We start from the raw sequence: 26,064 nt of genomic DNA, 5'->3' as shown, positions 1-26,064 counted from the left end.
ACGCTCGGGTGCGGGCCCGCTACGACAGGGACCAGCGCGGGCCGGAGGGGGTGTCCTCGATGGCGAGGCCCGCCTGCTGGAGCTGGTCGCGGATGGCGTCGGCGGTGGCGTAGTCCTTGCGGCCGCGGGCGGCCTGGCGCTGTTCGAGCACCAGCCTGACCAGCGAGTCGACGACGCCGTGCAGATCGTCACCGCGGCCGCTCGTGGCATCGGCCCACTGCGCGTCGAGCGGGTCGAGGCCGAGCACGCCGAGCATGGCGCGGACCTCGGCCAGCCGGGCGACGGCGGATTCCTTGTCGTCGGCGGTCAGCGCGGAGTTGCCCTGGCGCACGGTGGTGTGGACGATCGCCAGCGCCTGGGGGACGCCCAGGTCGTCGTCCATCGCCTCGGCGAAGGCGGGCGGCACCTCGGCGGCGGGCTCGACCGGACCGGCCTTCTCCACCACCCGCTGGATGAAGCCCTCGATCCGCGCGAAGGCGGCCTCCGCCTCGCGCAGGGCCTCCTCGCTGTACTCGATCATCGAGCGGTAGTGCGGGGTGCCGAGGTAGTAGCGCAGGACGATCGGGCGCCAGTGCTTGACCATCTCGGAGACGAGGACGGAGTTGCCGAGCGACTTCGACATCTTCTCGCCGCTCATGGTGACCCAGGCGTTGTGCACCCAGTAGGCGGCGAAGTCGTCACCGAAGGCCTTGGCCTGGGCGATCTCGTTCTCGTGGTGCGGGAAGATCAGGTCCAGGCCGCCGCCGTGGATGTCGAACGCCGCGCCGAGGTACTTGTGCGCCATGGCCGAGCACTCCAGGTGCCAGCCCGGCCGGCCGCGGCCCCACGGGGTCTCCCAGGAGGGCTCGCCGGGCTTGGCGGCCTTCCACATCGCGAAGTCGCGGGGGTCGCGCTTGCCGGTCTCGCCCTCGCCGGACGGCTGGAGGAGGTTGTCCAGCTCCTGGTTGGAGAGCTCGAGGTAGCCGGGGAAGGAGCGCACGTCGAAGTAGACGTTGCCCTCCGCCTCGTAGGCGTGGCCGCGCTCGATGAGGCCGCGCATCATCTCGACCATCTCGGTGACATGGCCGGTGGCGCGCGGTTCGTACGTGGGGGGCAGGCAGCCGAGCACGTCGTAACCGCTGTTGAAGGCGCGCTCGTTCTCATAGCCGATCGACCACCAGGGGCGGCCCTGCTCGGCGGACTTCTTGATGATCTTGTCGTCGATGTCCGTGACGTTGCGTACGAAGGTCACGTCATAGCCGCGGTAGGTGAACCAGCGGCGCATGATGTCGAAGTTGAGACCGGAGCGGATATGTCCGATGTGCGGAGCGGCCTGCACGGTCGCGCCACAGAGGTAGATCGAGACGCAGCCCGGCGTGAGCGGGGAGAAGTCACGGATCTGCCGGGCGCTGGTGTCGTACAGGCGAATGGTCACGCAACCAGGGTAGTGGGCTCCGGGGAGTGCCCCGGGCAAACGGCCGGTTCATTCGTCGGACGGAACGTTTTGCCCCTTATTTGCTTATTGCGCCAAAAATATAACTTCGCGTGGTAACTTCCGCGGCACGAAGCCAACTTCTCGGTGCCGACGCCCGGTGGGACGCCGCGGAAACCTGGAGGGGTGTTGCACTCCACTCTGCCGGTTCAACAGGAGCACCCCGAACGGCCGGGCCCGCCGGCCGGGCCGCTGGAGACGGCGTGCGGACGGGAGGGCGGCGAGCGGCGCGGGCGGCTGGCCGCGCTGGACGGACTGCGGCTCCTCGCGGCGCTGATGGTGGTGGCGTACCACTACGTGGCCTTCGGCAGCGGGGTCTGGGCCCGGCCGTCGGCGGTGGTCTTCCCGACGGCCTTCCTGCCCGCGTCCTACGGCTGGCTGGGTGTGCAGCTGTTCTTCCTCATCAGCGGCTTCGTGATCTGCATGAGCTGCTGGGGCAGGAGCGTCGGGCAGTTCGCCGTGTCACGCGTCACGCGGCTCTTCCCCGCGTACTGGTTCGGAGTGCTCCTCGTCACCCTCGCCGTCTATTTGTGGCCCGCGGTGGACGAAACCCTCCGTCCGAGGGACGTCGCCGTCAATCTGACGATGCTGCAATCACCCCTAGGGGTGGACTCGGTCGACGGCGTCTACTGGACGCTCTGGGTCGAGATGCGCTTTTACCTGCTCTTCGCGCTGATCGCCTGGCGGGGACTGACCTATCGGCGGGCCGTCGGATTCTGCGTGATCTGGGGATTCGCGGGGGCCGTCGCCACCGCGGTGCACAACCCCGCGCTCGATCAGATCCTTATGCCTGAGGACTGCTGGTATTTCATCGCCGGTATCGCCTTCTACCTCATGTACCGCTTCCGCCCGAATCTGGTGCTCTGGCTGATCGTGGGCAGCTGTTTCCTGATCGCCCAGCATGCCCTCCTGGACGCCCAGGCACGTGCGGAAGGCCACATGGGCCGGCACGTGCCGCACTGGCCGACGACGGCGCTGCTGACCCTGTTCTTCCTGGCAGTCGCGGCGGTGGCGCTCGGCCGGACCGGCCGGCTGGACCGGCGGTGGCTGACCACGGCCGGAGCGCTCACCTACCCGCTCTATCTGATCCACGAACGCGTCGGCTGGCTGGTCATCCGGCACACCGCCGGCCTGGTGCCGCGCTACGTCCTGCTCCCGGCCCTCGTCCTCGGAATGCTCCAGGCCGCGTGGCTGGTGCACCGATACGTGGAACGTCCGCTCGCCGGAGCGCTCAGGCGCGGTTTGCGCCGGGCGGCGACCGATATCGGGGCGGGGTGACCTGCCTTGTACGGATATCCGTGGACCCTTGTGAAGATCACGTCAGGGCGGGGCTTGGAAATACGCGAGAGACAGGAGATAACTGTCACGGCAGCACGGGGGCTTCCTATGTCAGCATGCGTACGAATGGGCCTGCGTAGGATGAGCCGACTTAAGCCAATGGGAGAGGACGACATGCGTTTCGCCAGACGAGGTGAACTCGATGGCGGCCGGGCAGCCGTCCAGCAGTCGGCACCGCGGCTCTATGTCCTGGACGGGCTCCGCATCATCGCGGCCCTGATGGTCGTGATGTTCCACTATGTCGCCCTGCGCGGCGGCTGGGGCCGCGACACCCGGGAGATCTTCCCGCACCTTCAGATGTTCGCCCGCTACGGGTGGACAGGTGTCGAGATCTTCTTCCTGATCAGCGGTTTCGTCATCTGCATGAGCACCTGGGGCCGCTCGCTGGGCGACTTCGTGGTCTCCCGGGCGTCGCGGATCTATCCGGCCTACTGGGTGGCGATCTTCCTGACCGCCACCGTGGTCTCCCTGTGGCCGCAGGTGCGCCAGGTGCAGAACTGGGACGCGGTCCTCACCAACCTGACCATGCTCCAGACGGGCGTCGGGGTGTGGGATGTCGACGGTGTCTACTGGACGCTCTTCATCGAGCTGAAGTTCTACGTGCTCTTCGCGATCGTCGTCGCCACCGGCGTGACGTACCGCAAGTGCGTGCTCTTCTGCGGCATCTGGACGGTGGCCGCGGTCACCGCGTCCAGCGTGGACAGCAAGATCCTCGACATGTGGACGATGCCGCTCTACGCGCCGTACTTCATCGCGGGCATCGCCTTCTATCTGATGTACCGCTACAAGCCCACGGCGCTGCTCTGGGGCATCGTGGTCATGTCGCTGCTGCTCGCCCTGCACCACGTGCCGCGGCGAGTGGCGGACAACGCCAGCCACACGGTCCCGACCTGGCCGGCCTCGCTGATCATCGTCGTGGCCTTCGCGGTGATGGCACTGATCGCGCTGGGCAAGCTCAACCGCGTGCAGTGGCGCTGGCTGTCGACGGCGGGTGCGCTCACCTATCCGGTCTACCTGATCCACCAGTACATCGGCATGACCGTCATCTACGCCCTGCGTGACCGCATCCCCGCGCACGTGCTCGTACCGAGCCTGGTCGTGGTGATGCTGTGCGCGGCCTGGCTGCTGCACAAGTACGTGGAGCGGCCCCTGGGCAAGAGACTGCGCAAGGGCCTGCTGAAGGGGATGGACGAGATGCGCCGCAATTCGGCGCCGCCCGCTCCCGCCCCGGCGGTCGCGCAGACGCGCGAGGGGCTGCCGATGCCGAAGCGGGTGCGGCTCTACGAACCCGTCGAGCCGGACCGCGTGGGCGCCGCGGCCAAGTCCGATCGCGTCTGACCGCCGGTCACGTCCGACCGCTGACCGCACGCCCCGCCCGGGGCGGGCCGGCCTCCCGGCCCGCCCGTCCACGGCGGGGCGTCGTCAGATCGAGCCGACGACCTTGCGCGGACTCACCCGCACGACGACGCGTTCCGCGTCATCCTTCGCCGCCGGGTTGAAGTCCGCGTAATCCTTCCCGGTGTATTTCCGGGACAGCGTGTTGATCAGCTCCTGACCGCCCTCGGTGGTCAGCGTGGCCGTCCCCCGCACCTCCGCGTAGGTGTAGGGCGCGTTGTGCGGGTTGATCATCACGCTGACCCGCGGGTCGCGCCGCAGGTTCTTCTCCTTGCGGCGGCCGACGGTCGTGGAGATCAGCAGGTCGTCCCCGTCGCGCGCGACCCAGGTCACGGACAGCTGGGGGCTGCCGTCAGGCTGGAGGGTCCCCACGGTGGCGAAGACGGGGGTGTCGTCGAGGAGCTTCTTCAGGTCGTCGGAGAGTGCGGCGGACACGGCGCGGATCCTTCCCTCGGGACGGCTGGGCGGGCCTCACGCACGGCGACCGTACGATCACCGTGCGTCGCCCACCGTATGCCCCCGAGGGCCGGGCCGGTCAGATCCTGGGGAAGACCAGCGCCGTGGCGACGGCCGCGAGGCCCTCCGCGCGGCCCGTGAGCCCCAGACCGTCGCTCGTGGTGCCGGAGACCGACACGGGGGCCCCGATCGCCTCGGAGAGGGCCTTCTGGGCCTCCTGGCGCCGCTTGCCGATCTTCGGGCGGACGCCGATCACCTGGACCGAGACATTGCCGATCTCGAAACCCTCCGCGCGGACGATCCGCGCCGCTTCGGCCAGCAGGGTGACGCCGGACGCGCCGGACCACTCCGGGCGGTCCGTGCCGAAGTGCTCGCCGAGGTCACCGACGCCCGCGGCGGAGAACAGCGCGTCGCACGCGGCGTGCGCGGCGACGTCGCCGTCGGAGTGGCCGGCGAGGCCGTGCGTGGCGTCCTCCCAGAGCAGGCCCGCGCACCACAGCTCGCGGCCCTCCTCGAAGGCGTGCACGTCCGTGCCGATGCCCACGAGCGGGACGACCTGGGCGGAGTGGCTAGTAGCGATCATTGGCCCTCCTGCGGGCGAGTACGGCCTCGGCCAGGACGAGGTCCAGCGGCCGGGTCACCTTGAATGCCTCCTCGTGGCCGGGCACCACGACGACGGGCCTGCCGAGCCGCTCCACGAGCCCGGCGTCGTCCGTGGCGCCCTCGCCCTCCGTGGCGATCTGCTCGTGCGCCTCGTCGAGGGTGCGCCGGTCGAAGCCCTGCGGGGTCTGCACGGCCCGCAACAGCGCCCGCTCGGGCGTCCCGACGACGAGCTCGGGCTCGCCCGCCGCGTCACCCGTGCGGGGCTCGACCTGCTTGACCGTGTCGGCCAACGGCAGCGCCGGTACGACGGCGGGGGCGCCGTCGCGTACGGCGGAGATCACGGCGTCGACGGTGTCGACGGGCACCAGGGGGCGCGCGGCGTCGTGGACCAGGACGATGTCGATGTCGCCGGGGAGGGCCTTCAGGCCGAGGCGGACGGACTCCTGCCGGGTCTCGCCACCGGGGACGACCAGGATCTCGGCCGGGTCGTGGCCGGTGAGCGGATAGTCGTCGAGGAGATTGCGGACCTCGGGGGCGCCGTCCGGCGGGGCGACCACGACGACGAGGCTCACGGCGCGGGAGGCGGCCATCGCGCGCACGGCGTGGACCAGCATCGGGGTGCCGTTCAGCGTGCGCAGGGCCTTGGGGGCACCCGGGCCGAGGCGGACGCCGCGGCCGGCCGCGGGGATCACCGCGGCGGTGCGCGAAGGAGTGACGGCGGGGGCTCGATCAGACATTGCGTTGGCGTTCAGGTTTGCTTCCTCGGCCGAATTGGGTATGGCCTCAGCGTGCCGGGCACGACGCCCCGACCAGCCCCTTCCGTGACACTGGTCGGGTCGGCTGCCCGGGCCCGGCACGCCAAGCACGGCGTGAAACCTCGACGCCGGAGCAGAGATGCCGCAGCGCCCGGCGGATGACAGTCGTCATCGCGCGGGCACCGCGGCACTTCTTTCGTCCGGCACCTGCTGCGTTGCGCGCAGCGCTGCTGTGCTCCCTCGTCGTCGACCGCATGGCTCAATGGCGAGTGGAGCGCTGCGTCAGGACGCGAGAACCTCGTCGAGCAGGGCCTCGGCCTTGTCCTCGTTCGTGTTCTCCGCGAGGGCGAGCTCGCTGACCAGGATCTGGCGCGCCTTCGCGAGCATGCGCTTCTCACCGGCGGAGAGGCCGCGCTCGCGCTCGCGACGCCACAGGTCGCGCACGACCTCGGCGACCTTGATCACGTCGCCGGACGCGAGCTTCTCGAGATTTGCCTTGTAGCGACGGGACCAGTTCGTCGGCTCTTCCGCATACGGTGCGCGCAGCACCTCGAAGACCCGGTCCAGCCCATCCTGGCCGACCACATCGCGCACACCGACGAACTCCGCATTGTCCGCCGGCACCCGAACCGTCAGGTCACCCTGGGCGACCTTCAGCACCAAGTAGGTCTTGTCCACGCCTTTGATCTGGCGAGTTTCGATGGCCTCGATCAGCGCGGCCCCGTGATGGGGATAGACCACGGTGTCGCCAACCTTGAACGTCATGTGACAGGTACCCCTTCCGTGGCTATCCAGTCTAACACGGGAACTGCCCGTTCTGAATGGCGTTTCCGCAGGTCAGGGCATATCTCGGGGCTTGACAACAGCAACCGGAACGTGCTGCGGGAGGGTTCCGGAAGCGGGTATTCGCAGGTCGGAGCGGTTCTTCGGGCAAGGCGAAACGGGCACGTTACACGCGTGCGGAGTGGCTCGCGAGCGGTCGAACGTCCCGTTTTGCCGGGGTCCGGTCGGCGGACTTCCGCTACTCCGTTCGGGGCCGGAGTGTCTTCGGCGCCGGGATTCCGGAATTGATCACGGGCGTCTTGATCAATTCCGGGACATCTTCCCGGACCCTCCCGCATTCCTTGCCGATAATCCCCCGCATCACGCGCCACTCGGCTCCTCGGGCGTTCGGGGCGGATATTCGGCCATGCCGCCGACAGGGGCCGAGTTGACCATGGGGGCGGGTCGGGTGCGAGGGCCCGGACGGGGCTCGGTAACCTGAGCGCGCTGACACACCTCTTACTTCGTCCAAGGAGATGCCGCCGCCGTGAGCAGCAGCCTTCGACGCGGCGCTCTCGCCGCTTCCGCCCTCGTGCTCTCGATCGCCTCGCTCTCCGCCTGTGCGGCGGGCAACAGCGCGCAGACGCTGGAGGTCAAGCCTGACAACGCCGCCACCTCGGTCGGCGACATCAAGCTCCAGAACATGAACGTGATCACCCAGCCGGACCTGGACGCCAAGGGCCCGGCCGTGATCACCGGCAAGCTCTTCAACAACGGCCGCAAGGACCAGACGCTGCGTGCGATCTCCCTGGCCGGCAAGAACGCGACCGTGAAGATCACCCCCGCGAGTGGCTCCGGCCAGCTCGTGGTGCCCGCGGGCGGCTCCGTCGTCCTCGGCGGCAAGGGCAACGCCTCGGCGGTCCTGCCGAACGGCCGCGAGTCGCTCAAGGACGGCGAGCAGCAGAAGCTGACGTTCGACTTCAGCGACACCGGCGCGGTGAACATCGGCGCCTTCGTCGTGCCCGCGAAGAGCTTCTTCAAGGAGTGGGGCCCCGCCGAGGAGCCCTCCTCCGCGCCGTCGCAGTCCGCCTCCCCGGGCCAGTCCTCCTCCCCGGCGCAGTCCGGCAAGCCGGGCCAGGCGGGCCAGTCCGGTCAGCCGGGCAAGCCGGGCGCCGAGGGCACCCAGCAGGGCGCCGAGGGCAAGCCGGGCGCCGGCGAGCCCTCGCAGGGCGGCCAGCAGCACGCCGGTCACTGATCCGTACGCCGAGGGGCCCGGAAGCGATGATCGCTTCCGGGCCCCTCGGCGTGCTCACGGCGTGGCTTCCGACGTGGGGACGCCCCCACGCCCGCCTGTCACGGCTCGAACTTGTAGCCCAGGCCGCGGACAGTCACCAGATAGCGCGGCGCGCCCGGGTCGGGCTCGATCTTGGCGCGCAGCCGCTTGACGTGCACGTCGAGGGTCTTGGTGTCGCCGACGTAGTCCGCGCCCCAGACCCGGTCGATGAGCTGCATGCGGGTGAGCACCCGGCCGGCGTTGCGCAGCAGCATCTCCAGGAGGTCGAACTCCTTCAGCGGCAGGTCGACCTTGCCGCCGGAGACGGTGACGACGTGCCGGTCGACGTCCATCCGGACGGGGCCCGCCTCCAGGGCCGCGGGGGTGACCTCCTCGGGCTCGCCGCGGCGGCGCAGGACGGCCCTGATGCGGGCCACCAGCTCGCGGGAGGAGAAGGGCTTGGTCACATAGTCGTCGGCTCCTATTTCCAGGCCGACGACCTTGTCGATCTCGCTGTCCTTGGCGGTGACCATGATGACCGGGACGTTGGAGCGCCCCCGCAGCTGGCGGCAGACCTCCGTGCCGGGCAGGCCGGGGAGCATCAGGTCGAGCAGGACCAGGTCGGCGCCGTTGCGCTCGAACTCGTCCAGCCCGTCGGGCCCGGTGGCGGCGACGGCGACCTCGAACCCTTCCTTGCGGAGCATGTAGGACAAAGCGTCGCTGAAGGATTCCTCGTCCTCGACGACGAGCACACGGGTCACGGGTGGACCTCCGGTCGGGTCTCTGTGGGGGCAACGGGGGTCGTTCCCCGAACACGGGTCACGGAAGCACCTCCGGAGTGGGAAGGTGTTCGCTGATGAAGGTGTCGTCGGTGCGGCGGTGGCCGCGGCGGTCCCGGTCGCGGACCGAGCCCGCCTCCGGGAGCCGCAGGGTGAAGGTGGAGCCCTGGCCTTCGGCGCTCCAGACCGTGACCTCCCCGCCGTGCGAGGCGGCCACGTGCTTGACGATGGCGAGGCCGAGGCCGGTCCCGCCGGTGGCGCGCGAGCGCGCCGGGTCGACGCGGTAGAAGCGCTCGAAGATCCGCTCGCGGTCCTTCTCCGAGATGCCGATGCCCTGGTCGGTGACGGCGATCTCGATGAGGTCGCCGCCGGGTGCGGTGATGTGGCGGGCGGCGATGCCGACGCGCGTACGGGCGGGGCTGTAGTTGACCGCGTTCTCCACGAGGTTGCCGAGCGCGGCGGCGAGCTGGCCGCGGTTGCCCCAGACGTGCAGGTCGGCGGTGCCCCCGGCGGCCATGGTGATCTGCTTGGTGCCGGCCTGGTGGCGGCAGCGGTCGATGGCCTCGGCGACCAGCTCGTCGACCCGGACGGGCTCGGAGTCCTCCAGCGGGTCGTCGTTCTGCACCCGGGAGAGGTCGATGAGCTCCTGGACGAGGTTGGTCAGCCGGGTGGCCTCGATCTGCATCCGGCCGGCGAAGCGGTTGACCGCCTCGGGGTCCTCGGCGGCGTCCATGACGGCTTCGGACAGCAGGGAGAGCGCGCCGACGGGCGTCTTGAGCTCATGGCTGACGTTGGCGACGAAGTCCCGGCGGACGGCCTCGATGCGGCGCGCCTCGGTGAGGTCCTCGACCAGCAGCAGCACCAGCCGGGAGCCCAGCGGCGCCACTCTGGCCGAGACCGCGAGGGCGTCGCCGCGGCCCGTGCCGCGCCGGGGCAGGTCGAGCTCGACCTGGCGTATCTCGCCGTCGCGGCGGGTGTCGCGGGCCATCTGGAGCATCGGCTCGACGGCCAGCTTCCCGCCGCGGACCAGCCCGAGGGCGTACGCGGCGGAGCTGGCCTTGACCACGGTGTCGGCCTCGTCGAGGACGACGGCCGAGGAGCGCAGCACGGAGAGCACGGTGTCGACGCCGGGCGGAAGCACGGCGTCGGTGTGCAGGGAGCTGCGGGTGGGCCTCGCCTGGTCGCGCTCGCTCCAGCGGAACGCCAGCATGGCGATCACCCCGGTGCACAGCCCGGCGATCGCTGCCGCTGCGGCGACTGCCGCGTTCACGTTCATGAGTCAAGGTTATGCGGGGCCCAGGACGCATCCACAGCCAAACGAGTGCCATCTCGAACATACGTTGCCGAGAGTTCACCTTCAGGACAGCACCGATTCACTCCGGAGGCCGCAGGCCGTAGCGTTCCGGCCGGAACGTGGGATCCGTCGGCGGAAGCGGTCCGGGAACGTGACGGGCCGCGCGCCGCCGGACGGCGTTTCACCGAGCTAGAGAGAAGGTCAAGGATGCGGGACGCGTACCACGAGGAGCTCGACTCGATCGGCGAGGGCCTCGTCGAGATGGCCCGGCTCGTCGGCTCCGCGATCGGGCGCGCCACCACGGCGATCCTGGACGCGGACCTCAAGCTGGCGGAGTCCGTGATCGCCGCGGACGCCAAGGTGGACGACCTCCAGCGGGATCTGGAGGCGCGGGCGATCGCCCTGCTGGCCCGGCAGCAGCCGGTCGCCACCGATCTGCGGATCGTGGTGACGTCGCTGCGCATGAGCGCCGACCTGGAGCGCTCCGGCGACCTCGCCCAGCACGTGGCCAAGCTGGCCCGGCTGCGCTTCCCGGACACGGCGGTGCCGCGCGACCTGCACGCCACGATCCTGGAGATGGGGCAGCTGGCGCAGCGGCTGATGGCCAAGGCGGGCGAGGTGATCATCACCAAGGACGTCGACCTGGCGCTCCAGCTGGAGCAGGACGACGACGCGATGGACCTGCTGCACCGCGCGCTCTTCCAGCACCTGATGGACGACCGCTGGCAGCACGGCATCGAGACGGCCGTCGACGTGACGCTGCTGGGCCGCTACTACGAGCGGTTCGCCGACCACGCGGTCTCGGTCGCCAAGCGGGTGGTCTATCTGGTCACCGGTGAGCACGCCGACGAGCTGTCCCAGGGCGAGGGGCGCACGGGAGCAGTGGACGGCGCGTGATCTCGGCAAGTGCGCCGACGCGCCCTCCGTGCGCCCGGACATACGTACGCGAGGGGCATTGACGGACGAAGCGGACCGTCCTTGACTGAGGGTCAGGCAGACCACCCTTCGAGGAGGTACCGCGAAATGACCCACACCCCTCCGACCCCGGCCTCAGGCTGCCAGTGCGGCCCCGGATGCTCGTGCGGCTGCCAGAGCGGCGGATCGTGCCAGTGCGGTGGCGGCTGCGGCTAGCCGGACGCGCGCACGTCACTCACGGAAGCGGGCCCCTGGCCGGATGTCTCCGGCCAGGGGCCCCTTTCCGTCCTCTTTCCGTCCTGGTCCCACGCTCACGAGTCCGGCGGGGGCACGGGAGCGGGCGGCGGGGGCGGGGGTGGCGGTGGCTTCGGTTCCGTGCCGCCGGTGAGATAGGCGTAGACGACGATGTTCGCCAGGTAGGTGTGCTTGTTGCGGTCGTAGTCGCCGCCGCACGTGAGCAGCCGGAGCTCGGGGCGGTCCGGGTCGTCCTTGTAGCGCGGGCCGTAGACCTTCTCGTCGTCCCAGTGGTCGTTGGGGACGACGGAGACGTCCTCGACCGTGAACTCGGCGGTGGAGCCGTCCGAGCGGGCGACCTCGATCTTCGTGCCGGGCTTGGTGTTGCTCAGTTCGTAGAAGACGGCCGGGGCCTGTTTGGTGTCCACGTGGCCGACGAGGACGGCGACGCCCGGGGTGCCGGGCTGCGGGCCGTCCTGGTACCAGGCCACGGTGTTGGCCCGCTCGTAGGGGGGCGCTTCGACGCCGCCCTGTGCGTCGAGGCCGTGGGCCTCGACGGGGGCCTTGATCCCCAGCGGCTTGATGACCAGTCCTTTGGGGCCCGCCCCCGGCAACGGTTCGTGTACCGGGGGCAGGCCGCGCGCGGGAGGGTGGCTCTTGGCCGCGGCTCCACCGGTCTTGCGAGCCTTGACGATCGCGGGCTCATCGGTGTCACCGCCGCCTACCAGGCACAGGGCGAGCACGACGGACGCCCAGGCCACCCCTGTCAGCAGGCGCTTCGTGAAGCCACCTGTGCGCGGTTCTGACATGTCACCTGTTTCTTCCCGTCACATCACTGCTTGGCCGAGGCGGCCCGGCGGCGGTACCAGAACATGCCACCGGCTATGCCGGCGGTGGCTCCCGCGGCGAGGATGAGGACGGGAGTGTCGCTGGACGACTCCGTGGAGGAGGCCATCAGTGCGGTGGCTCCACCACCCGCGTGGGCGTGCCCGTGCGGACGGTGCTCGTCGTGGCGACCCTCGTGGCGGCCTTCGTGGTCGTGACGGCCCTCGTGCCGGCCCTCGTGGTCGTCGCGGCCGTCGTGGTCGTGGCGACCCTCGTGGTCGTGGCGCCCGTCGTGCCGGCCGTCGTGGTCGCCGCGGCCGTCGTGGTCGTGGCGGCCGTCGTGACGCCCGTCGTGGTCGTCACGGCCGTCGTGGTCGTGGCGACCCTCGTGGCGGCCGTCGTGGCCGTCGTCGTCGCAGTCGTCGTCGTCCCACCGGCCGTCGTGGCGGCCGTCGTGGTCGTGACGCCCGTCGTGGCGACCGTCGTGGTCATGACGGTCGTGACCCCAGCCGTCATGGTCGTCGCACTCGTCGCAGTCACGCTCGTGGCCGGTGGCCGGGGCCGCGTTCGCGGCGGGAACAGCCAGGTCGCCGAGGCTGCCCGAAGCATAGGCAGGTGCGGCGGGCACTGCGCAGGCCGCGACGACCGCGGCGCCGCACAGAGCGGTACGGATTGAATCCATGGTGTTACCTCCTTGACAAGAGGCTCACCCGGCTACTCACACACCGCATCCGCACCGTGCCTCTCTTGCTCCATTCGGTGACCAACTCGCTCTGCGTCACCGCGCGAAAGCACGCGAAAAGGCCCCCTGACCGCGGCGAAACCGCAGGCAGGGGGCCTTTTCGAGGACGCGCGCGGGGCGCGGCGCGTCCGTGGTCGAAACGGGTTACTTCTTCTTGCCCTGGTTCTTCACGGCCTCGATGGCGGCCTTGGCGGCCTCCGGGTCGAGGTAGGTGCCGCCCGGCTTGACGGGGCGGAAGTCGGCGTCGAGCTCGTAGGAGAGCGGGATGCCGGTGGGGATGTTCAGGCCCGCGATGTCGGCGTCGGAGATGCCGTCGAGGTGCTTGACCAGGGCGCGCAGGGAGTTGCCGTGCGCGGCGACCAGGACGGTGCGGCCGGCCAGCAGGTCCGGGACGATGCCGTCGTACCAGTACGGCAGCATGCGCGTGACGACGTCCTTGAGGCACTCGGTGCGCGGGCGCAGCTCGCTCGGGATCGAGGCGTAGCGCGGGTCGTCGCTCTGCGAGAACTCGGTGCCGTCCTCGAGGGCGGGCGGCGGGGTGTCATAGGAGCGGCGCCAGAGCATGAACTGCTCCTCGCCGAACTCGGCCAGGGTCTGGGCCTTGTCCTTGCCCTGGAGGGCGCCGTAGTGGCGCTCGTTCAGCCGCCAGGAGCGGTGGACGGGGATCCAGTGGCGGTCCGCGGACTCCAGCGCGAGCTGCGCGGTGCGGATGGCGCGCTTCTGGAGGGAGGTGTGGACCACATCGGGGAGCAGGCCGGCGTCCTTGAGCAGCTCGCCGCCCCGGACAGCCTCCTTCTCGCCCTTCTCGTTCAGGTTGACGTCCACCCAGCCGGTGAACAGGTTCTTCGCGTTCCACTCGCTCTCGCCGTGGCGGAGGAGGATCAGCTTGTACGGTGCGTCGGCCATGCCCATGAGCGTAATCGACGGCAGGGGTGGTGCCGCCCGCCCCTGCCGTGGTACGGACGATTGACGGCCGCCGTCAAATCGGTGGCGCCCCGGGCTCCGGTCTCAGTAAGTTTCCGACTTCGCAGGAGACACTTACATATCGGGGGTTGGGGAATGTCCGTAGCGAGCTTGGGGCGCGCCGCGAGAGAGAGCGTCTCGGGTCTGCCCCGGGAGTTCTGGTGGCTGTGGACCTCGACCCTGGTGAACCGGCTCGGGGCGTTCGTCTCGGTCTTCCTGGCCCTCTATCTCACCGTCGACCAGGGCTATTCGGCCTCGTACGCGGGGCTGGTGGCCGCGCTGCACGGCCTCGGCAGCGTCGTGTCCTCGATCGGCGGGGGCGTGATGACCGACCGGCTGGGCCGCAGGCCCACGCTGCTGATCGCCCAGACGTCGACCGCGGTGTCCGTGGCCGTGCTGGGGTTCGTGCAGAGCCCGGTGGCCATCGCGGCGGTCGCCTTCGTGGTGGGCATGGCCTCCAACGCCTCGCGGCCCGCGGTGCAGGCGATGATGGCGGACATCGTGGCGCCCGAGGACCGGGTGCGGGCCTTCGCCCTCAACTACTGGGCCATCAACCTCGGCTTCGCGATCTCCTCGGCCGCGGCCGGGTTCATCGCGCAGTACAGCTACCTCGTCGGCTTCCTCGGCGAGGCGTTCATGACGCTGGTGTGCGCGATCCTCGTCTTCGTCAAGCTGCCCGAGTCCCGCCCGGCCGCCGCCGGAGCTGCCTCCGGTGAGAAGGAACCGGCGGTCAGCATGGGCACGGTGCTGCGCGACGGGCGCTACATGTGCGTGGTCGGGCTGTCCTTCCTGCTCGCGCTGCTCTTCCTCCAGTCCTCGGTGGCCCTTCCGGTGGCCATGGCCCGGGACGGCTTCTCCACCAGTGACTACGGCATGGCCATCGCCGTCAACGGCGTCCTGATCGTGGCTCTCCAGATCCCGGTGACCCGCTTCATCGAGCACCGCGACCCGGGCCGGCTGCTGGTGATCTCCGCCCTGCTCGGCGGGTACGGATTCGGGCTCACCGCCTTCGCCGGCGGGTCACTCGCCGCCTACATGCTGACCGTCTGCGTCTGGACGCTGGCGGAGATCGTCAACTCCCCCACGCAGATGGGCCTCGTCGTGCGCCTCTCCCCCGTCCACGGCCGCGGCCGCTACCAGGGCGTCTACTCCCTGTCCTGGTCCGGCGCCGCGCTGGTCGCCCCGCTGGCGGGCGGCGCGGTGCTCGACCACTACGGGGCGGACGCGCTGTGGGCGGGCTGCGCGGTGGTGGGCACGGTCGCGGGTGCGGGCTACTGGGCGCTGACGCGCACGCTCTCCCGGGACTCCGTCCCGGAGCCGGCCCGCCAGGTGGAAAGCGCGCCCGAGCCCGAGGGAGCGAGCATGTCGGGCGCGTGAGGACGGGGCGCGTGAGGGCGCGGGGCTCAGCCCCGCTCCTCCCGCACCGGGTCCTCCTGGGTCAGGCGGGCGAACGCCTCCAGATTGCGCGTCGACTCCCCGCGCGACGTGCGCCACGCGTACTCCTTGCGGATCGCGCTCGCGAAGCCCATCTCCAGCAGGGTGTTGAAGCTGCCGTCGGCGTTCTCCAGCACCGTGCCCAGGATGCGGTCGATCTCGTCCGGGGTGACCGCGGCGAGCGGCAGCCGCCCGACGAGGTAGATGTCGCCGAGCCGGTCCATCGCGTACGCCACCCCGTACAGCCGCGTGTTGCGCTCCAGCAGCCAGCGGTGCACCGCCTCGTGGTTCTCGTCGGGGCGGCGTACGACGAAGGCGTTGACCGACAGCGAGTGCTTGCCGACGATCAGGGACACGGTCGTCGACAGCTTGCGCGTGCCGGGGAGTTTGACCACATACGTACCGTCGGCGGGGCTCTCCCATTCGAGGCCCGCCTCGTGGAACGTCTGCTCGATGACGGATTTCGCGTCAGACATGCGACGAGCGTAGGCGACGCCGCCGGTCCAAGACCGCGGCGGAGTAGACGTCCGCCGTGGCGGCGGCCGCCGTGTCCCAGCCGAAGGACCGCGCGTGCCGGGCCGCGGCCGCGCCCATCGCGTCCGCGAGCGACGGCTGGTCGGCGAAGCGGCGCAGCGCACGCGCGTAGTCGACGGGGTCGTGCCCGTCGACGAGGAAGCCGCTGACGCCGTCCCGCACGGCCACCGGCAGTCCGCCCACGGCCGCCGCGACGACCGGCGTGCCGCACGCCTGCGCCTCCGCGGCCACCAGGCCGAAGGACTCGCTGTAGGACGGCATGACCAGCACGGACGCCGCGCGGTACCAGTCCGCGAGCTGCTCCTGGCCGACCGGCGGCCGGAACCGTACGACGTCGGCGATGCCCAGCCGGGCGGCCAGCTTGTGCAGCTCCTCCGGCTTGGCCAGGCCGCTGCCGCTGGGGCCGCCCACCACCGGGACGACCATCCGCCCACGCAGACCGGGGTCCTGGTCGAGCAGCTCGGCGACCGCGCGCAGCAGGATGTCGGGCGCCTTCAGCGGCTGGATGCGCCCCGCGAAGAGCGGGATCAGGGCATCGGCCGGCAGCCCGAGCCGCTCGCGCGCCGCCGCGCGGCCGCCGCTCGGGGTGAAGCGGTCGAGGTTCACCCCGGGGTGCACGACGGCGACCTTGCCGGGCTCGGCGTCGTAGTGCCGTACGAGCTCCTCGGCCTCGCCGTCCGTATTGGCGATCAGCCGGTCCGCCGCCCGGACGATCTGCGTCTCGCCGATCACGCGCGCGGCGGGCTCGGGGGTGTCCCCGGCGGCGAGCGCGGCGTTCTTGACCTTCGCCATGGTGTGCATGGCGTGCACCAGCGGCACGCCCCAGCGCTCCGCCGCGAGCCAGCCGACGTGGCCGGACAGCCAGTAGTGCGAGTGCACCAGGTCGTAGTGGCCCGGCCGGTGGCCCGCCCACGCCTGCATCACACCGTGCGTGAAGGCGCACAGCTGCGCGGGCAGCTCCTCCTTGGCCAACCCCTCGTACGGGCCCGCGTCGATGTGCCGCACCAAGACGCCCGGGGCCAGCTCCACGGCGGGCGGGAGGGCGCCGGTGGTGGCCCGGGTGAAGATCTCGACCTCGATGTCGAGCGCGGCCAGGCGCTTGGCGAGCTCGACGATGTAGACGTTCATGCCGCCCGCGTCGCCCGTGCCGGGCTGGTGCAGCGGAGACGTGTGGACGCTCAGCATCGCTATGCGGCGGGGGCGGCGAGGGGTGCCGATGCGGCGCAGGGGGCTCTGGGCGAAGGTGCCGAGCGCGCGGCCGCGGCGTGCGCCGAGCCTGGATGCGTACTGGCTCACCGGGTGAGTCCTCCGTCCGCTTCTTGAGGGGCATGCAGCGCGTTTACACGGGGGCAACGTCGCGGAGGTCGCCTCCCATTTCCCCTTTACCAAAGTGTGACCCGGGGATTCCCGCCTGACCTACAGTTGAGCGCATGGCCAGCCGTACCGCCCCCGCCCGCCGCCCCATAGGGACGGCCACCCGGGGGACGACCAACCCCAACCGGCTGCGCCGCATGGACCGCTGGATCGCCCACACCCACGGCCCCGCCCTGCGTCGCAGCGGTGACCCCGTCGCCGTCGACCTCGGCTACGGCGCGGCCCCCTGGACCGCCGTCGAACTGCTCACCCGGCTGCGCACCGTGTGCCCGGCGGCGGAGGTCGTCGGCGTGGAGATAGACCCCGAGCGGGTCGCCGCCGCGAAGCCGTACGAACGCGACGGCCTGGCCTTCGCCCACGGCGGCTTCGAGGTCCCCCTCGACGGCGGCCCGGGCCGCGCGCCCGCGCTGATCCGGGCGGCGAACGTGCTGCGGCAGTACGACGAGGACGAGGTCGCCGCCGTCTGGTCCCGCCTGTGCGCCCGCCTCGCGCCGGACGGCCTGCTAGTGGAAGGCACCTGCGACGAGATCGGCCGCCGCCACGTCTGGGTCGCCCTCGGCCCGGAGGGCCCCCGCACGATCACCTTCGCCGCCCGCCTCGGCTCGCTGGACACCCCGTCCGACCTGGCCGAACGCCTCCCGAAGGCCCTCATCCACCGCAACGTCCCCGGCGAGCCGGTGCACGCTTTCCTGCGGGACTTCGACCGGGCCTGGGCGGCGGCCGCCCCGTATTCCGCGCTCTCCGCGCGGCAGCGGTGGATCCGGACGGCGTCTTCTCTGGCGGGTTCGTGGCCGCTGACGGATGATTCCCGGCGGTGGCGCCAGGGAGAACTCACGCTTCGCTGGGGGGCGGTGGCTCCGGGGTAGGGGTTGTTTTGGGGCGCGGGTCGCTGCGCCTGCGGCGGGAGCGCCCTTCGCGCGGTCAAGGGGGTCCGGGGTCTCCCCGGTTTCGGGAAGGGGCGGGGTAGGGGAACAAAGCGCCGCAGGCGCACTCCAGCCGCACCCGGGCACGGGCCCGGGGCGGAGCCCCGGCCGCGGCGGAGCCGCGCAACAGATGCTGCGGGAAGGGGCGGGGTAGGGGAACAAAGCGCCGCAGGCACACTCAAGCCGCACCCGGGCACGGGTCCGGGGCGGAGCCCCGGCCGCGGCGGAGCCGCGCAACAGATGCTGCGGGAAGGGGCGGGGTAGGGGAAAAGGCCCGCCGCAGGCGCGACCGACCGCCGTCACCCCAACCGCTACGCGGACAGCAACGCATCCACCAGCCACCGATCCCGCTCCTGCGTCAAGCGGACCCGCGCCTCCCCCACCGGCAACCACAGAAGCGCGTCCACCTCCCGGTTAGGGACGAAGACCCCCGAGACCGCCCGCGCCCCCCAGTACCGCACTTCCTTGCACCGCCCACCCACCTCGTAGCACACAGTCGGCAAGGCCGCCCCCAGCTCGCACGCCATCCCCGTCTCCTCCAGCACCTCCCGCACCGCGCAGTCCGACGCCTTCTCGCCCCGTTTGAGCTTGCCCTTCGGGTGCGACCAGTCGTCGTAGCGCGGGCGGTGGACCAGGGCGATCTCCATGCCGCGGCCCTGCCGCCACAGCACGCACCCGGCCGCCCGGATGACGTCGTCGCTCACGGCGCCGCTCCCCCCAGGCGCTGCCACACCCGCCCGAACGCGAAGCGCGCCGCTTCGACCTCGTGGCGCTGGTCGGCGTGGAGGACGCCCAGGGCGTAGGCGGTGGCCGGGGCGATGCGCGGGGTGCGGGCCGCGGCGGCGGCCGCGGCGGCCGCTTCGGCGGCGTCGCGGTGGCGGTCGAGTGCCTGACCGGCGTTCAGCAGGCGTACGGAGAGGGTGGGTTCGACCTCGGCCTGCCCGTGCTCGTCCAGCACCTCCTGCGCGTACCGCCGCAGCCGTACGAGCTTGCGCACCTGGTGCCACGGGGCGTCCTGGCGCGCCTCCGCCGGTGGCGCGTCGGAGGAGGGGAGGGCGGCGAGGCCGTGGGTGAGGGCCTCCGCGTTGTACGGGTGCCCGGCGACCGACAGCGGCAGCTGCTCGACGGCCTCCACCAGCCGCCGCTGGGTCCGCTCCGCGAGCCGGGGCAGCGCCTCGCGGGCGGGGAGGTCGTGCGCGGCCGGGTCGAGCGGCACCTCGGAGGCGAGCACGGCGGCCGCGTCGGCGACGGCGTGGAACCGCGAGGAGCCGAGCGTCTGCAGCGCGGCCGAGTGCGCCCGGGTCCGGGCCAGCGTCAACTGCCGTTCCAGCAGCGCCCCGGCCCGCGCCGCGCCGACCGTCAGCCCGCTCCAGGCCCGCTCCTCGCAGGGCGTCGCCCCGGACAGCCGGTGCAGCGCCCCGCGCAGCCGGGCCAGCCGGGCCGCGTAGGCGTGCTCGCGGCCCAGCGTCGCGGACAGCCACAGCAGTTCGGAGCTGAGGTGGTCGGTCCAGGCCACCTCGGTGAGCGGACGGTAGACGTCGAGGACGCCCGCGATGCGGCGCGCGGAACGCCGCAGCAGCCGGGCCGCCTCGGTCGCGTCCTCGGCGTCCGCGCCGCTGTCGCCGTGCAGCCGCAGGCTGCGCAGGAACTCCACGGCCTGGCCGTGCAGATAGGCCGCGAGCACCTCTCCGGAGGTCGCCGGATCGACGGCCGGATCCGGCGCGGCCGGCCGCCGTGTCGTCGTCATTTCCCGTCCCCCGGCCGCGGTGACCGTAAGCGGCTGGTCATGGGGTCGCTGAGCCACGCCGGCGCCTCCGGGCGTCAATGAGCATCTCCTGTACGTTGCGCAGCGGCTGCCCCTCGGCGTCCGTCGCGTGCCGCCGCCAGCAGCCGTCCGGGCCGAGGTGCCAGGAGGCGGTGGAGTCGGACATCCCGGTCTCCAGCAGCCGGCCGAGCGAGGCCCGGTGCGCGGGGTCGGTGACCCGCACCAGCGTTTCGATACGCCGGTCGAGGTTACGGTGCATCATGTCGGCGCTGCCGAGCCAGACTTCGGGGTCGCCGCCGTTCCCGAACGCGAAGATCCGCGAGTGTTCGAGGAACCGGCCGAGCACGCTGCGCACCCGGATGTTCTCCGACAGCCCGGCCACCCCGGGCCGCAGCGCGCAGATGCCGCGCACCCAGATGTCCACCGGCACGCCCTCGCGCGCCGCCCGGTAGAGGGCGTCGATGACGGCCTCGTCGACCATCGAGTTGACCTTGATGCGGACGTACGCGGGGCGCCCGGCCCGGTGGTGCGCGACCTCCTTGGCGATCCGGGCGATGAGCCCGTCGCGCAGCGACCGGGGGGCGACCAGCAGCCGGCGGTACGTCTCGCGCCGGGAGTAGCCGGACAGCCGGTTGAAGAGGTCGGAGAGGTCCGCGCCGACCTGCGGGTCGGCGGTGAGCAGCCCGAGGTCCTCGTAGAGGCGGGCGGTCTTGGGGTGGTAGTTGCCGGTGCCCACGTGGGAGTAGCGGCGCAGGGTGTCGCCCTCCTGCCGCACCACCAGCGACAGCTTGCAGTGCGTCTTCAGGCCCACCAGGCCGTAGACGACGTGGCAGCCCGCCTCCTCCAGCTTGCGCGCCCACTTGATGTTGGCCTGCTCGTCGAAGCGGGCCTTGATCTCGACGAGGACGAGCACCTGCTTGCCGGATTCCGCGGCGTCTATCAGGGCGTCGACGATGGGCGACTCGCCCGAGGTGCGGTAGATCGTCTGCTTGATCGCGAGGACGTCCGGGTCGGCTGCGGCCTGCTCCAGGAACGCCTGCACGGAGGTGGAGAAGGAGTCGTAGGGGTGGTGCAGCAGGACGTCCCGCTCGCGCAGCGCGGCGAAGATGTCCGGCGCGGAGGCGGACTCGACCTCGGCGAGGTCCCGGTGGGTGCCGGCCACGAACTTGGGGTACTTCAGCTCGGGCCGGTCCAGGGACGCTATGCGGAAGAGCGCGGTGAGGTCGAGCGGCCCGGGCAGCGGGTAGACCTCGGCGTCGGTGATCTTCAGCTCGCGCACCAGCAGGTCGAGGACGTACGGGTCGATGGTCTCCTCGACCTCCAGCCGCACGGGCGGGCCGAAGCGGCGCCGCATGAGCTCCTTCTCCAGCGCCTGGAGGAGGTTCTCCGCGTCGTCCTCCTCGACCTCCAGGTCCTCGTTGCGGGTGACCCGGAACATGTGGTGCGCGAGCACCTCCATGCCCGGGAACAGCTCCTCCAGGTGCGCCGCTATCACGTCCTCCAGCGGGACGTAGCGCTGCGGGGACGCCTCCAGGAAGCGTGAGAGCAGCGGCGGGACCTTCACACGTGCGAAGTGGTCGTGGCCGCTCACGGGGTTGCGCACGACGACGGCGAGGTTGAGCGAGAGCCCGGAGATGTACGGGAAGGGGTGCGCCGGGTCCACGGCCAGTGGCGTCAGCACGGGGAAGATCTGCTGCCGGAAGAGGGTGAAGAGGCGGCCCTGCTCCTTCTCGGTCAGCTCGGGCCAGCGGATCAGGTGGATGCCGCGCTCCGCGAGCTCCGGCGCGACGTCCTGCTGATAGCAGGCGGCGTGCCGGGCCATGAGCTCCCGGGAGCGGGTCCAGATCTGCTCCAGCACCTCTCTGGGCTGGAGCCCGGACGCCGAGCGGGTGGCCACGCCGGTGGCGATCCGGCGCTTCAGCCCCGCCACGCGCACCATGAAGAACTCGTCGAGGTTGCTCGCGAAGATCGCGAGGAAGTTCGCCCGCTCCAGGAGCGGCGTCGCCGGGTCCTCCGCGAGCTCCAGCACCCGCTCGTTGAACGCCAGCCAGCTGCGCTCCCGGTCCAGGAACCGTCCGTGCGGCAGCGGCTCCTCTCCGTACGCACCGTCGAGCCCCTCGTCGCCGTACGCCGGGTCGCCGTAGGCCGGATCCCCGTACGTCCCCAGATCCGAAGCGTCCAGATCCGGCTCCAGCCCCGGCGAGGCCGGCGCCGCCACCGCGTACGGCCTGTGCGCCGCGATGGAGCCGACGGAGGGCTGCGGATTGCCGAAACCGTTTGCCTGAGCGCTGCTCGACGAGGTCATGTCTTCATTGTTCCGCGCGAACGCGCCGGCGGCGCGTAGCCGGCGATCTGGTGCGTGAGGCTGGGGCTGCACGGCGGGCTGCATTCGGCAAGAGTCGCAACCGGTGTTGAATTGGGGGTAACGGTCACATGACTTGCCGGTGCGGTTGCGCTGGCGCGTGGCGGTGGTCTGGGTGCGGGTGCGCTTCCGGGTGCGGGTCCGTTGCGCCTGCGGCGGGCGGCCTCAAACGCCGGCCGGGCTGTGGTTGTGGGGTTCGCCGTTGTCGGGTGCGGGTCCACGCCCTTCGGGCGTGTCCTCAAGCGCCGGACGGGCTGGGTTGTGGTGGGTGCCGGGGGTGACGCCTCCGGGCTGGGAACCTGGAACGCGGTGCGGGCACCGTTCTGCGTATTGGGTGCCCTGATTCACGCACCGCGTTCCAGAACCCCACCCTCCGACCCCACCCCCTCCCCCCGGAGGGCGACATCGGGTTGTGGGGCGCGCGTTTCTTTGCAGCCCGAATGCGCCGTTCTTTTCAGCCCGTCCGGGGCGCTCATCGACGCCCGGGTGCGCCATCTTTTCTTTTAGCCCGTCCGGCGTTGAGGACGCGCCCGCAGGGCGCTCCCGCCGCAGGCGGCAACGGGCGTGCAGGTCGGGGTCTGGGGGCAGCGCCCCCAGTTTCGAGGGTGCGCCATCCAGCCCGTCCGGCGCTTGAGGACACCGCGCGAAGCGTGGTCAGGGGGTCTGGGGGCTTGCCCCCAGTTTCGGGAAGGGGCGGGGTAGGGGAACAAAGCCCGCCGCAGGCGCCCACCCACCCGCAGCCACGAGTCTGGGGCAGCGCCCCCACGCGGCGGAGCCGCACATCAGACGCAGCCGGGAAGGGGCGGGGTTGGGGAAGAAAGCGCCGCAGGCGGCACCCCGAGCCCCGGGGCAGGGTCAGTTGGGAAAGGGCGGGGCAGGGGAAAGCGCCCGGCCCGCACCCCGCGGCTCCGCGCTCGGCGTCAGGAGAGCCGGCGCCCCCGGCGCCCGAAGGTGGGCCAGGAGGAGTTCCTCCAGAGACGGCTCCGCAGTCCGCCAAGAGCCCCGCACGGGACGCCCGTCCGGCCTGATGAGGGCGGTGAGTTGACGGCCGGTGCGCCGAGCCTCCACCACCGTATGCGCGGCGAACGGCGCGTCGGAATCCTCGCACCGCCCCACAACCACCGCGTGGGCCGCCAGCAGATCCTCGACCTCGCCGGCCAGCCGCACCCGGCCGTCCGCCACGAGCAGCAGGTAGTCGCAGATGCCGTCGAGCTCGGCGAGGACATGCGAAGCCATGACGACCGTCACGGATCGCTCGGCCGCGGCCGTCATCAGGGCGGTGGTCGTGCGGTGGCGTGAGAGGGGATCGAGGTCGGCCATCGGCTCGTCCAGGAGCAGCAGTTCGGGCTGCTTGCCCAGGGCGAGGGCGAGGGCGACGCGGGTGCGCTGGCCGCCGGAGAGGTCGCCGACGCGGGCGCCCATGGACGGGCCGCCGTCCGTCAGGAGCGCCTCGGCGGTGGCCTGGTCCCAGCTCGCGGGGTTGAGCTCGCGGCCCACGCGGAGGGTCTCGGCGACGGTGAAGCGGGGGAAGAGCGGCTTGTCCTGGGAGAGGTACGCAACGCGGGGCCGTACCCGTTCGTCGCCGGGGCGGCCGCCGAGGACGGTGAGCGAGCCCTCCGTGGGCCTGCGCAACCCGGCGGCCAGGGACAGCAGCGTGGACTTGCCCGCGCCGTTGGGTCCGACGAGCGCGCAGACACGGCCCGCGGGCAGCCGGAAGGAACAGTCGCGCAGCGCCCAGCCGCGCCGGTGCCGCACTCCGAGCCCGACCGCTTCCAGGGCCGTCAGGCCGGGGCCGAAGGTGAAATTCACCGGAAGCGCTCCTCCAGGACGGATCCGACCAGCGCGGCGACGTCCTCCCGGGCGAGCCCCGCCGCGCGGGCGCGCTCCATCCAGTCGGCGAGTTCGGCGCGCAACGGCGAGTCGGCGCCGGCCTGCGGGCGGGCCAGCGACCGCCGTACGAACGTCCCCAGCCCGGGCCGCGCCTCGACCAGGCCGTCGCGGGTGAGCTCGCGGTACGCCTTCAGCACGGTGTTGGGGTTGATGGCCGTGGCCGCGACGACCTCTTTGGCCGTGGGCAGCTTGTCCCCCGGCGCGAGGAGGCCGAGGCGGAGGGCTTGCTCCACTTGCTGGACGATCTGGAGGTAGGTGGCTACGCCGCTTCGACGGTCGATGCGGAACTCGACCATGCGTCCACCCTTTCACTATTTGCCTAGTGAAAGGGTGCGGTATGGGATTGGCGCGTGTCAAACGGGGTGGCTGCGCCTGCGGCGCGTTGTTCCCCAGCCCCGCCCCTTCCCGCTGCATCTGATGTGCGGCTCCGCCGCGCGGGGGGCGCTGCCCCAGCCCCCTGGCCGCAGGCCGGTGGGCACCTGCGGCGGGCTCTTTCCCCCACCCCGCCCCTTCCCGGCTGCGTCTGATCTGCGGCTCCGCCGCGCGGGGGGCGCTGCCCCAGCCCCCGATGTGCGGGCCCGTTGCCGCCTGCGGCGGGAGCGCACTGCGTGCGCGTCCTCAAACTCCCCCAGCTACCTCCCCCAGACTCCGTCCGGGGGTGCCCCCAGAGGTGCCCCCAACGGGCTGAAAAACAAAAGCAGGGCGCGCCCGGCGAGAAGAAAAGGCTGGCGCACCCGGGCTGGAATGAGCGGCCCGGACGGGCTGAAAAGAACGGTGCATCCGGGCTGCAAGAAACGCTCGCCCCACAACCCGATGTCACCCACCGGCGGGAGGGGGTGGGGTCGGAGGGTGGGGTTCTGGAACGCGGTGCGTCGTCACGGCACTCAATACGCCTTACGGTGCCCGCACCGCGTTCCAGGTCCTCAGCCCGGAGGCCCCACCCCCGGCACCCACAACCACAGCCCGGCCGGCGATTGAGGCCACGCCACCCCAGCCACAAACAACCCGCACCCAAAAACGAAGATCAGCTCTCAGTCCGGTACATCAAATCCGTCTCATGCACCCCAAACCCCAACCCCTCATAAACCCCCACAGCCGCCAAATTGTCCGCGTCAACATAAAGCATCGCCGTCCCCAACCCCCGCCCCTCCAAATACCGCAGCCCGATCGTCGTCAAGGACTTGCCCAGGCCACCCCCCTGCACCCCGGGCCGGACGCCCAGCACATAGACCTCGCCCAGGCCCTCCGCCGCGTGGATCTTCGTCCAGTGGAAGCCGACGATCTCTCCGCCGCGTTCCGCGAGGAAGAAGCCCTCGGGGTCGAACCAGTCGGCCGCCTTGCGGTCGTCGAGGTCGCGCTGGGTGAGGGAGCCCTGCTCGGGGTGGTGGGCGAAGGCGGCGGCGTTCAGGGCGAGCCAGGCCGCGTCGTCCTCGCCGGGGCGGAAGGTGCGTACGGTCACGCCCTCCGGGAGGACGGGGTCGGGGAGGTCCAGGCCGGCCAGCGGGCGGCGCATCTGGCGGAGCTCGCGGAAGAGGCTCAGGCCCAGCACCTGTGCGAGGTGCCGCGCGGCGGGGTGCCCGCCGTGGGCCCAGATGCGCAGCCGCTTGCCGGACTCCGTGAGGAGCGCGCTGCCGAGCGCCCGCCCGTGGCCGCGGCCGCGCCGGGAGGGGTGCACGACGAGCTCGCCGGCGGGCGCCTCCACGGGGTCGCTGTCCTCCAGCTGGCCGTAGCCGATGAGCTCGTCCTCCTCGTCGCGCAGCAGTACGTGCCGTACGCCCGCGCGCCGCCCGTGGAGCTGCAAGCGGCCCTGTTCCGAGACGGCGGGCTGGCCGTCGACGGCGGCGGCCTCCTCGACCAGCCGCAGCACCTCCCGCGCCACCTCGGGCGCGAGCTCCTCCGTTACCTCGACCGACCGCTGCCCGCCTGTGTTGTTCGCGACGTCACTCATGGGTCGAGCCTACGACCTCGGCCATCAGG

The 26,064-nt window shown here is 71.5% G+C and carries 25 protein-coding genes; 7 read left to right on the top strand and 18 right to left on the bottom strand.

Annotated features, from left to right (window positions below; translation table 11 throughout):
* Nucleotides 1–19: 19 nt before the first annotated feature.
* Nucleotides 20–1,414 (bottom strand): cysteine--tRNA ligase, encoded by a 1,395-nt coding sequence (gene cysS / locus ACFY1P_RS28350; RefSeq protein ID WP_361524199.1) that lies wholly within the window; start codon nucleotides 1,412–1,414, stop codon nucleotides 20–22.
* 183 nt (nucleotides 1,415–1,597) lie between these two features.
* On the opposite strand from cysS, the gene ACFY1P_RS28345 reads away from it, so the two are divergent.
* Both ACFY1P_RS28345 and ACFY1P_RS28340 read left to right on the top strand, forming a co-directional pair.
* Entirely contained in the window at nucleotides 1,598–2,749 is a 1,152-nt protein-coding gene (locus tag ACFY1P_RS28345) for an acyltransferase (protein WP_361524196.1), read from the top strand.
* Between the two features lie 174 nt (nucleotides 2,750–2,923).
* Nucleotides 2,924–4,147: an acyltransferase family protein gene (locus ACFY1P_RS28340; protein ID WP_390752201.1), complete on the top strand. Its 1,224-nt coding sequence runs from the start codon at nucleotides 2,924–2,926 to the stop codon at nucleotides 4,145–4,147.
* 84 nt (nucleotides 4,148–4,231) lie between these two features.
* On the opposite strand, the gene ACFY1P_RS28335 is transcribed toward ACFY1P_RS28340, so the two are convergent.
* The 4 genes from ACFY1P_RS28335 to ACFY1P_RS28320 all read right to left on the bottom strand — a co-directional run bounded on the left by ACFY1P_RS28335 (nucleotide 4,232) and on the right by ACFY1P_RS28320 (nucleotide 6,783).
* Complete coding sequence (locus ACFY1P_RS28335) at nucleotides 4,232–4,639, bottom strand: PPOX class F420-dependent oxidoreductase (protein ID WP_390752200.1); 408 nt, start codon at nucleotides 4,637–4,639, stop codon at nucleotides 4,232–4,234.
* A gap of 100 nt (nucleotides 4,640–4,739) precedes the next feature.
* A complete protein-coding gene (gene ispF / locus ACFY1P_RS28330) occupies nucleotides 4,740–5,243 on the bottom strand; it encodes a 2-C-methyl-D-erythritol 2,4-cyclodiphosphate synthase (RefSeq protein WP_361524187.1) in 504 nt (167 codons plus the stop codon).
* Nucleotides 5,230–6,000 carry a 2-C-methyl-D-erythritol 4-phosphate cytidylyltransferase gene (gene ispD, locus ACFY1P_RS28325; protein WP_361524185.1) on the bottom strand — a complete coding sequence of 257 codons (771 nt, stop codon included), beginning with the start codon at nucleotides 5,998–6,000 and terminating at the stop codon, nucleotides 5,230–5,232. The genes ispF and ispD overlap by 14 nt, the downstream gene beginning before the upstream one ends.
* A gap of 300 nt (nucleotides 6,001–6,300) precedes the next feature.
* A complete protein-coding gene (locus ACFY1P_RS28320; protein WP_003953493.1) occupies nucleotides 6,301–6,783 on the bottom strand; it encodes a CarD family transcriptional regulator in 483 nt (160 codons plus the stop codon).
* A gap of 544 nt (nucleotides 6,784–7,327) precedes the next feature.
* Here ACFY1P_RS28320 and ACFY1P_RS28315 point away from each other — a divergent pair.
* Nucleotides 7,328–8,035: a DUF461 domain-containing protein gene (locus ACFY1P_RS28315; RefSeq protein ID WP_390752199.1), complete on the top strand. Its 708-nt coding sequence runs from the start codon at nucleotides 7,328–7,330 to the stop codon at nucleotides 8,033–8,035.
* 98 nt (nucleotides 8,036–8,133) lie between these two features.
* On the opposite strand, the gene ACFY1P_RS28310 is transcribed toward ACFY1P_RS28315, so the two are convergent.
* Together ACFY1P_RS28310 and ACFY1P_RS28305 are read right to left on the bottom strand one after the other, a co-directional pair.
* Nucleotides 8,134–8,814, bottom strand: coding sequence for a response regulator transcription factor (locus tag ACFY1P_RS28310; protein ID WP_017242433.1), 681 nt, complete (start codon nucleotides 8,812–8,814; stop codon nucleotides 8,134–8,136).
* A gap of 58 nt (nucleotides 8,815–8,872) precedes the next feature.
* Nucleotides 8,873–10,108 (bottom strand): ATP-binding protein, encoded by a 1,236-nt coding sequence (locus ACFY1P_RS28305; RefSeq protein ID WP_361524179.1) that lies wholly within the window; start codon nucleotides 10,106–10,108, stop codon nucleotides 8,873–8,875.
* Between the two features lie 225 nt (nucleotides 10,109–10,333).
* Here ACFY1P_RS28305 and phoU point away from each other — a divergent pair, with 225 nt between their 5' ends.
* Nucleotides 10,334–11,023: a phosphate signaling complex protein PhoU gene (phoU, locus tag ACFY1P_RS28300; RefSeq protein WP_116213331.1), complete on the top strand. Its 690-nt coding sequence runs from the start codon at nucleotides 10,334–10,336 to the stop codon at nucleotides 11,021–11,023.
* A gap of 329 nt (nucleotides 11,024–11,352) precedes the next feature.
* Here the strand turns inward: phoU and ACFY1P_RS28295 are convergent, their stop codons facing one another.
* Together ACFY1P_RS28295 and ACFY1P_RS28290 are read right to left on the bottom strand one after the other, a co-directional pair.
* Nucleotides 11,353–12,084: a class F sortase gene (locus ACFY1P_RS28295; protein WP_390752198.1), complete on the bottom strand. Its 732-nt coding sequence runs from the start codon at nucleotides 12,082–12,084 to the stop codon at nucleotides 11,353–11,355.
* Nucleotides 12,085–12,107: 23 nt separating this feature from the next.
* Nucleotides 12,108–12,230: a hypothetical protein gene (locus tag ACFY1P_RS28290; RefSeq protein ID WP_361524172.1), complete on the bottom strand. Its 123-nt coding sequence runs from the start codon at nucleotides 12,228–12,230 to the stop codon at nucleotides 12,108–12,110.
* A gap of 30 nt (nucleotides 12,231–12,260) precedes the next feature.
* Here ACFY1P_RS28290 and ACFY1P_RS28285 point away from each other — a divergent pair, with 30 nt between their 5' ends.
* Nucleotides 12,261–12,776, top strand: coding sequence for a hypothetical protein (locus ACFY1P_RS28285; RefSeq protein WP_390752197.1), 516 nt, complete (start codon nucleotides 12,261–12,263; stop codon nucleotides 12,774–12,776).
* A gap of 210 nt (nucleotides 12,777–12,986) precedes the next feature.
* Here ACFY1P_RS28285 and ACFY1P_RS28280 read toward each other — a convergent pair whose 3' ends face one another.
* Nucleotides 12,987–13,748, bottom strand: coding sequence for a phosphoglyceromutase (locus tag ACFY1P_RS28280; protein WP_390752196.1), 762 nt, complete (start codon nucleotides 13,746–13,748; stop codon nucleotides 12,987–12,989).
* A 153-nt stretch (nucleotides 13,749–13,901) separates the two neighbouring features.
* Between ACFY1P_RS28280 and ACFY1P_RS28275 the strand changes: the two genes are divergently transcribed.
* Nucleotides 13,902–15,182: an MFS transporter gene (locus ACFY1P_RS28275; RefSeq protein WP_361524164.1), complete on the top strand. Its 1,281-nt coding sequence runs from the start codon at nucleotides 13,902–13,904 to the stop codon at nucleotides 15,180–15,182.
* A 26-nt stretch (nucleotides 15,183–15,208) separates the two neighbouring features.
* Here ACFY1P_RS28275 and ACFY1P_RS28270 read toward each other — a convergent pair whose 3' ends face one another.
* Both ACFY1P_RS28270 and mshA read right to left on the bottom strand, forming a co-directional pair.
* On the bottom strand, nucleotides 15,209–15,715 hold the full coding sequence (locus ACFY1P_RS28270) for a YbjN domain-containing protein (protein WP_361524161.1): 507 nt from the start codon (nucleotides 15,713–15,715) through the stop codon (nucleotides 15,209–15,211).
* Nucleotides 15,708–17,069, bottom strand: a complete 1,362-nt coding sequence (gene mshA / locus ACFY1P_RS28265) for a D-inositol-3-phosphate glycosyltransferase (protein ID WP_390752195.1) — start codon at nucleotides 17,067–17,069, stop codon at nucleotides 15,708–15,710. Before mshA ends, ACFY1P_RS28270 begins: the two co-directional genes overlap by 8 nt.
* A 134-nt stretch (nucleotides 17,070–17,203) precedes the next feature.
* Between mshA and ACFY1P_RS28260 the strand changes: the two genes are divergently transcribed.
* The gene (locus ACFY1P_RS28260) at nucleotides 17,204–18,013 is read left to right on the top strand and encodes a class I SAM-dependent methyltransferase (RefSeq protein WP_390752194.1); all 810 of its coding nucleotides are present in this window, start codon (nucleotides 17,204–17,206) and stop codon (nucleotides 18,011–18,013) included.
* Between the two features lie 368 nt (nucleotides 18,014–18,381).
* Here ACFY1P_RS28260 and ACFY1P_RS28255 read toward each other — a convergent pair whose 3' ends face one another.
* From ACFY1P_RS28255 to mshD, 6 genes are all read right to left on the bottom strand, one after another.
* Nucleotides 18,382–18,774 (bottom strand): NUDIX hydrolase, encoded by a 393-nt coding sequence (locus ACFY1P_RS28255; protein ID WP_361534433.1) that lies wholly within the window; start codon nucleotides 18,772–18,774, stop codon nucleotides 18,382–18,384.
* Nucleotides 18,771–19,817, bottom strand: coding sequence for a CHAD domain-containing protein (locus ACFY1P_RS28250; RefSeq protein ID WP_361534436.1), 1,047 nt, complete (start codon nucleotides 19,815–19,817; stop codon nucleotides 18,771–18,773). Before ACFY1P_RS28250 ends, ACFY1P_RS28255 begins: the two co-directional genes overlap by 4 nt.
* Nucleotides 19,818–19,854: 37 nt before the next feature.
* Nucleotides 19,855–22,140, bottom strand: coding sequence for an RNA degradosome polyphosphate kinase (locus tag ACFY1P_RS28245; protein ID WP_361534438.1), 2,286 nt, complete (start codon nucleotides 22,138–22,140; stop codon nucleotides 19,855–19,857).
* 912 nt (nucleotides 22,141–23,052) lie between these two features.
* Nucleotides 23,053–24,006: an ABC transporter ATP-binding protein gene (locus tag ACFY1P_RS28240; protein WP_361534441.1), complete on the bottom strand. Its 954-nt coding sequence runs from the start codon at nucleotides 24,004–24,006 to the stop codon at nucleotides 23,053–23,055.
* Nucleotides 24,003–24,383, bottom strand: coding sequence for a GntR family transcriptional regulator (locus ACFY1P_RS28235; protein ID WP_361534444.1), 381 nt, complete (start codon nucleotides 24,381–24,383; stop codon nucleotides 24,003–24,005). The genes ACFY1P_RS28240 and ACFY1P_RS28235 overlap by 4 nt, the downstream gene beginning before the upstream one ends.
* A 728-nt stretch (nucleotides 24,384–25,111) precedes the next feature.
* Nucleotides 25,112–26,035, bottom strand: a complete 924-nt coding sequence (mshD, locus tag ACFY1P_RS28230; RefSeq protein WP_361532112.1) for a mycothiol synthase — start codon at nucleotides 26,033–26,035, stop codon at nucleotides 25,112–25,114.
* Between the last annotated feature and the right edge of the window lie 29 nt (nucleotides 26,036–26,064).

The sequence above is a fragment of the Streptomyces sp. NPDC001407 genome (assembly GCF_042895325.1).
Classification (GTDB): Bacteria; Actinomycetota; Actinomycetes; order Streptomycetales; family Streptomycetaceae; genus Streptomyces.
This window is presented reverse-complemented; position numbering and strand designations above follow the sequence as displayed.

What these genes read in the sequence shown, in the direction of transcription:
- ispD (WP_361524185.1), bottom strand. Translation starts at nt 6,000, where the DNA reads ATGTCTGATCGAGCCCCCGCCGTCACTCCTTCGCGCACCGCCGCGGTG.
- ACFY1P_RS28270 (WP_361524161.1), bottom strand. Translation starts at nt 15,715, where the DNA reads ATGTCTGACGCGAAATCCGTCATCGAGCAGACGTTCCACGAGGCGGGC.
- phoU (WP_116213331.1), top strand. Translation starts at nt 10,334, where the DNA reads ATGCGGGACGCGTACCACGAGGAGCTCGACTCGATCGGCGAGGGCCTC.
- ACFY1P_RS28305 (WP_361524179.1), bottom strand. Translation starts at nt 10,108, where the DNA reads ATGAACGTGAACGCGGCAGTCGCCGCAGCGGCAGCGATCGCCGGGCTG.
- ACFY1P_RS28340 (WP_390752201.1), top strand. Translation starts at nt 2,924, where the DNA reads ATGCGTTTCGCCAGACGAGGTGAACTCGATGGCGGCCGGGCAGCCGTC.
- ACFY1P_RS28295 (WP_390752198.1), bottom strand. Translation starts at nt 12,084, where the DNA reads ATGTCAGAACCGCGCACAGGTGGCTTCACGAAGCGCCTGCTGACAGGG.
- ispF (WP_361524187.1), bottom strand. Translation starts at nt 5,243, where the DNA reads ATGATCGCTACTAGCCACTCCGCCCAGGTCGTCCCGCTCGTGGGCATC.
- mshD (WP_361532112.1), bottom strand. Translation starts at nt 26,035, where the DNA reads ATGAGTGACGTCGCGAACAACACAGGCGGGCAGCGGTCGGTCGAGGTA.
- ACFY1P_RS28250 (WP_361534436.1), bottom strand. Translation starts at nt 19,817, where the DNA reads ATGACGACGACACGGCGGCCGGCCGCGCCGGATCCGGCCGTCGATCCG.
- ACFY1P_RS28280 (WP_390752196.1), bottom strand. Translation starts at nt 13,748, where the DNA reads ATGGCCGACGCACCGTACAAGCTGATCCTCCTCCGCCACGGCGAGAGC.
- ACFY1P_RS28245 (WP_361534438.1), bottom strand. Translation starts at nt 22,140, where the DNA reads ATGACCTCGTCGAGCAGCGCTCAGGCAAACGGTTTCGGCAATCCGCAG.
- ACFY1P_RS28320 (WP_003953493.1), bottom strand. Translation starts at nt 6,783, where the DNA reads ATGACGTTCAAGGTTGGCGACACCGTGGTCTATCCCCATCACGGGGCC.
- ACFY1P_RS28235 (WP_361534444.1), bottom strand. Translation starts at nt 24,383, where the DNA reads ATGGTCGAGTTCCGCATCGACCGTCGAAGCGGCGTAGCCACCTACCTC.
- ACFY1P_RS28260 (WP_390752194.1), top strand. Translation starts at nt 17,204, where the DNA reads ATGGCCAGCCGTACCGCCCCCGCCCGCCGCCCCATAGGGACGGCCACC.
- ACFY1P_RS28275 (WP_361524164.1), top strand. Translation starts at nt 13,902, where the DNA reads ATGTCCGTAGCGAGCTTGGGGCGCGCCGCGAGAGAGAGCGTCTCGGGT.
- ACFY1P_RS28290 (WP_361524172.1), bottom strand. Translation starts at nt 12,230, where the DNA reads ATGGCCTCCTCCACGGAGTCGTCCAGCGACACTCCCGTCCTCATCCTC.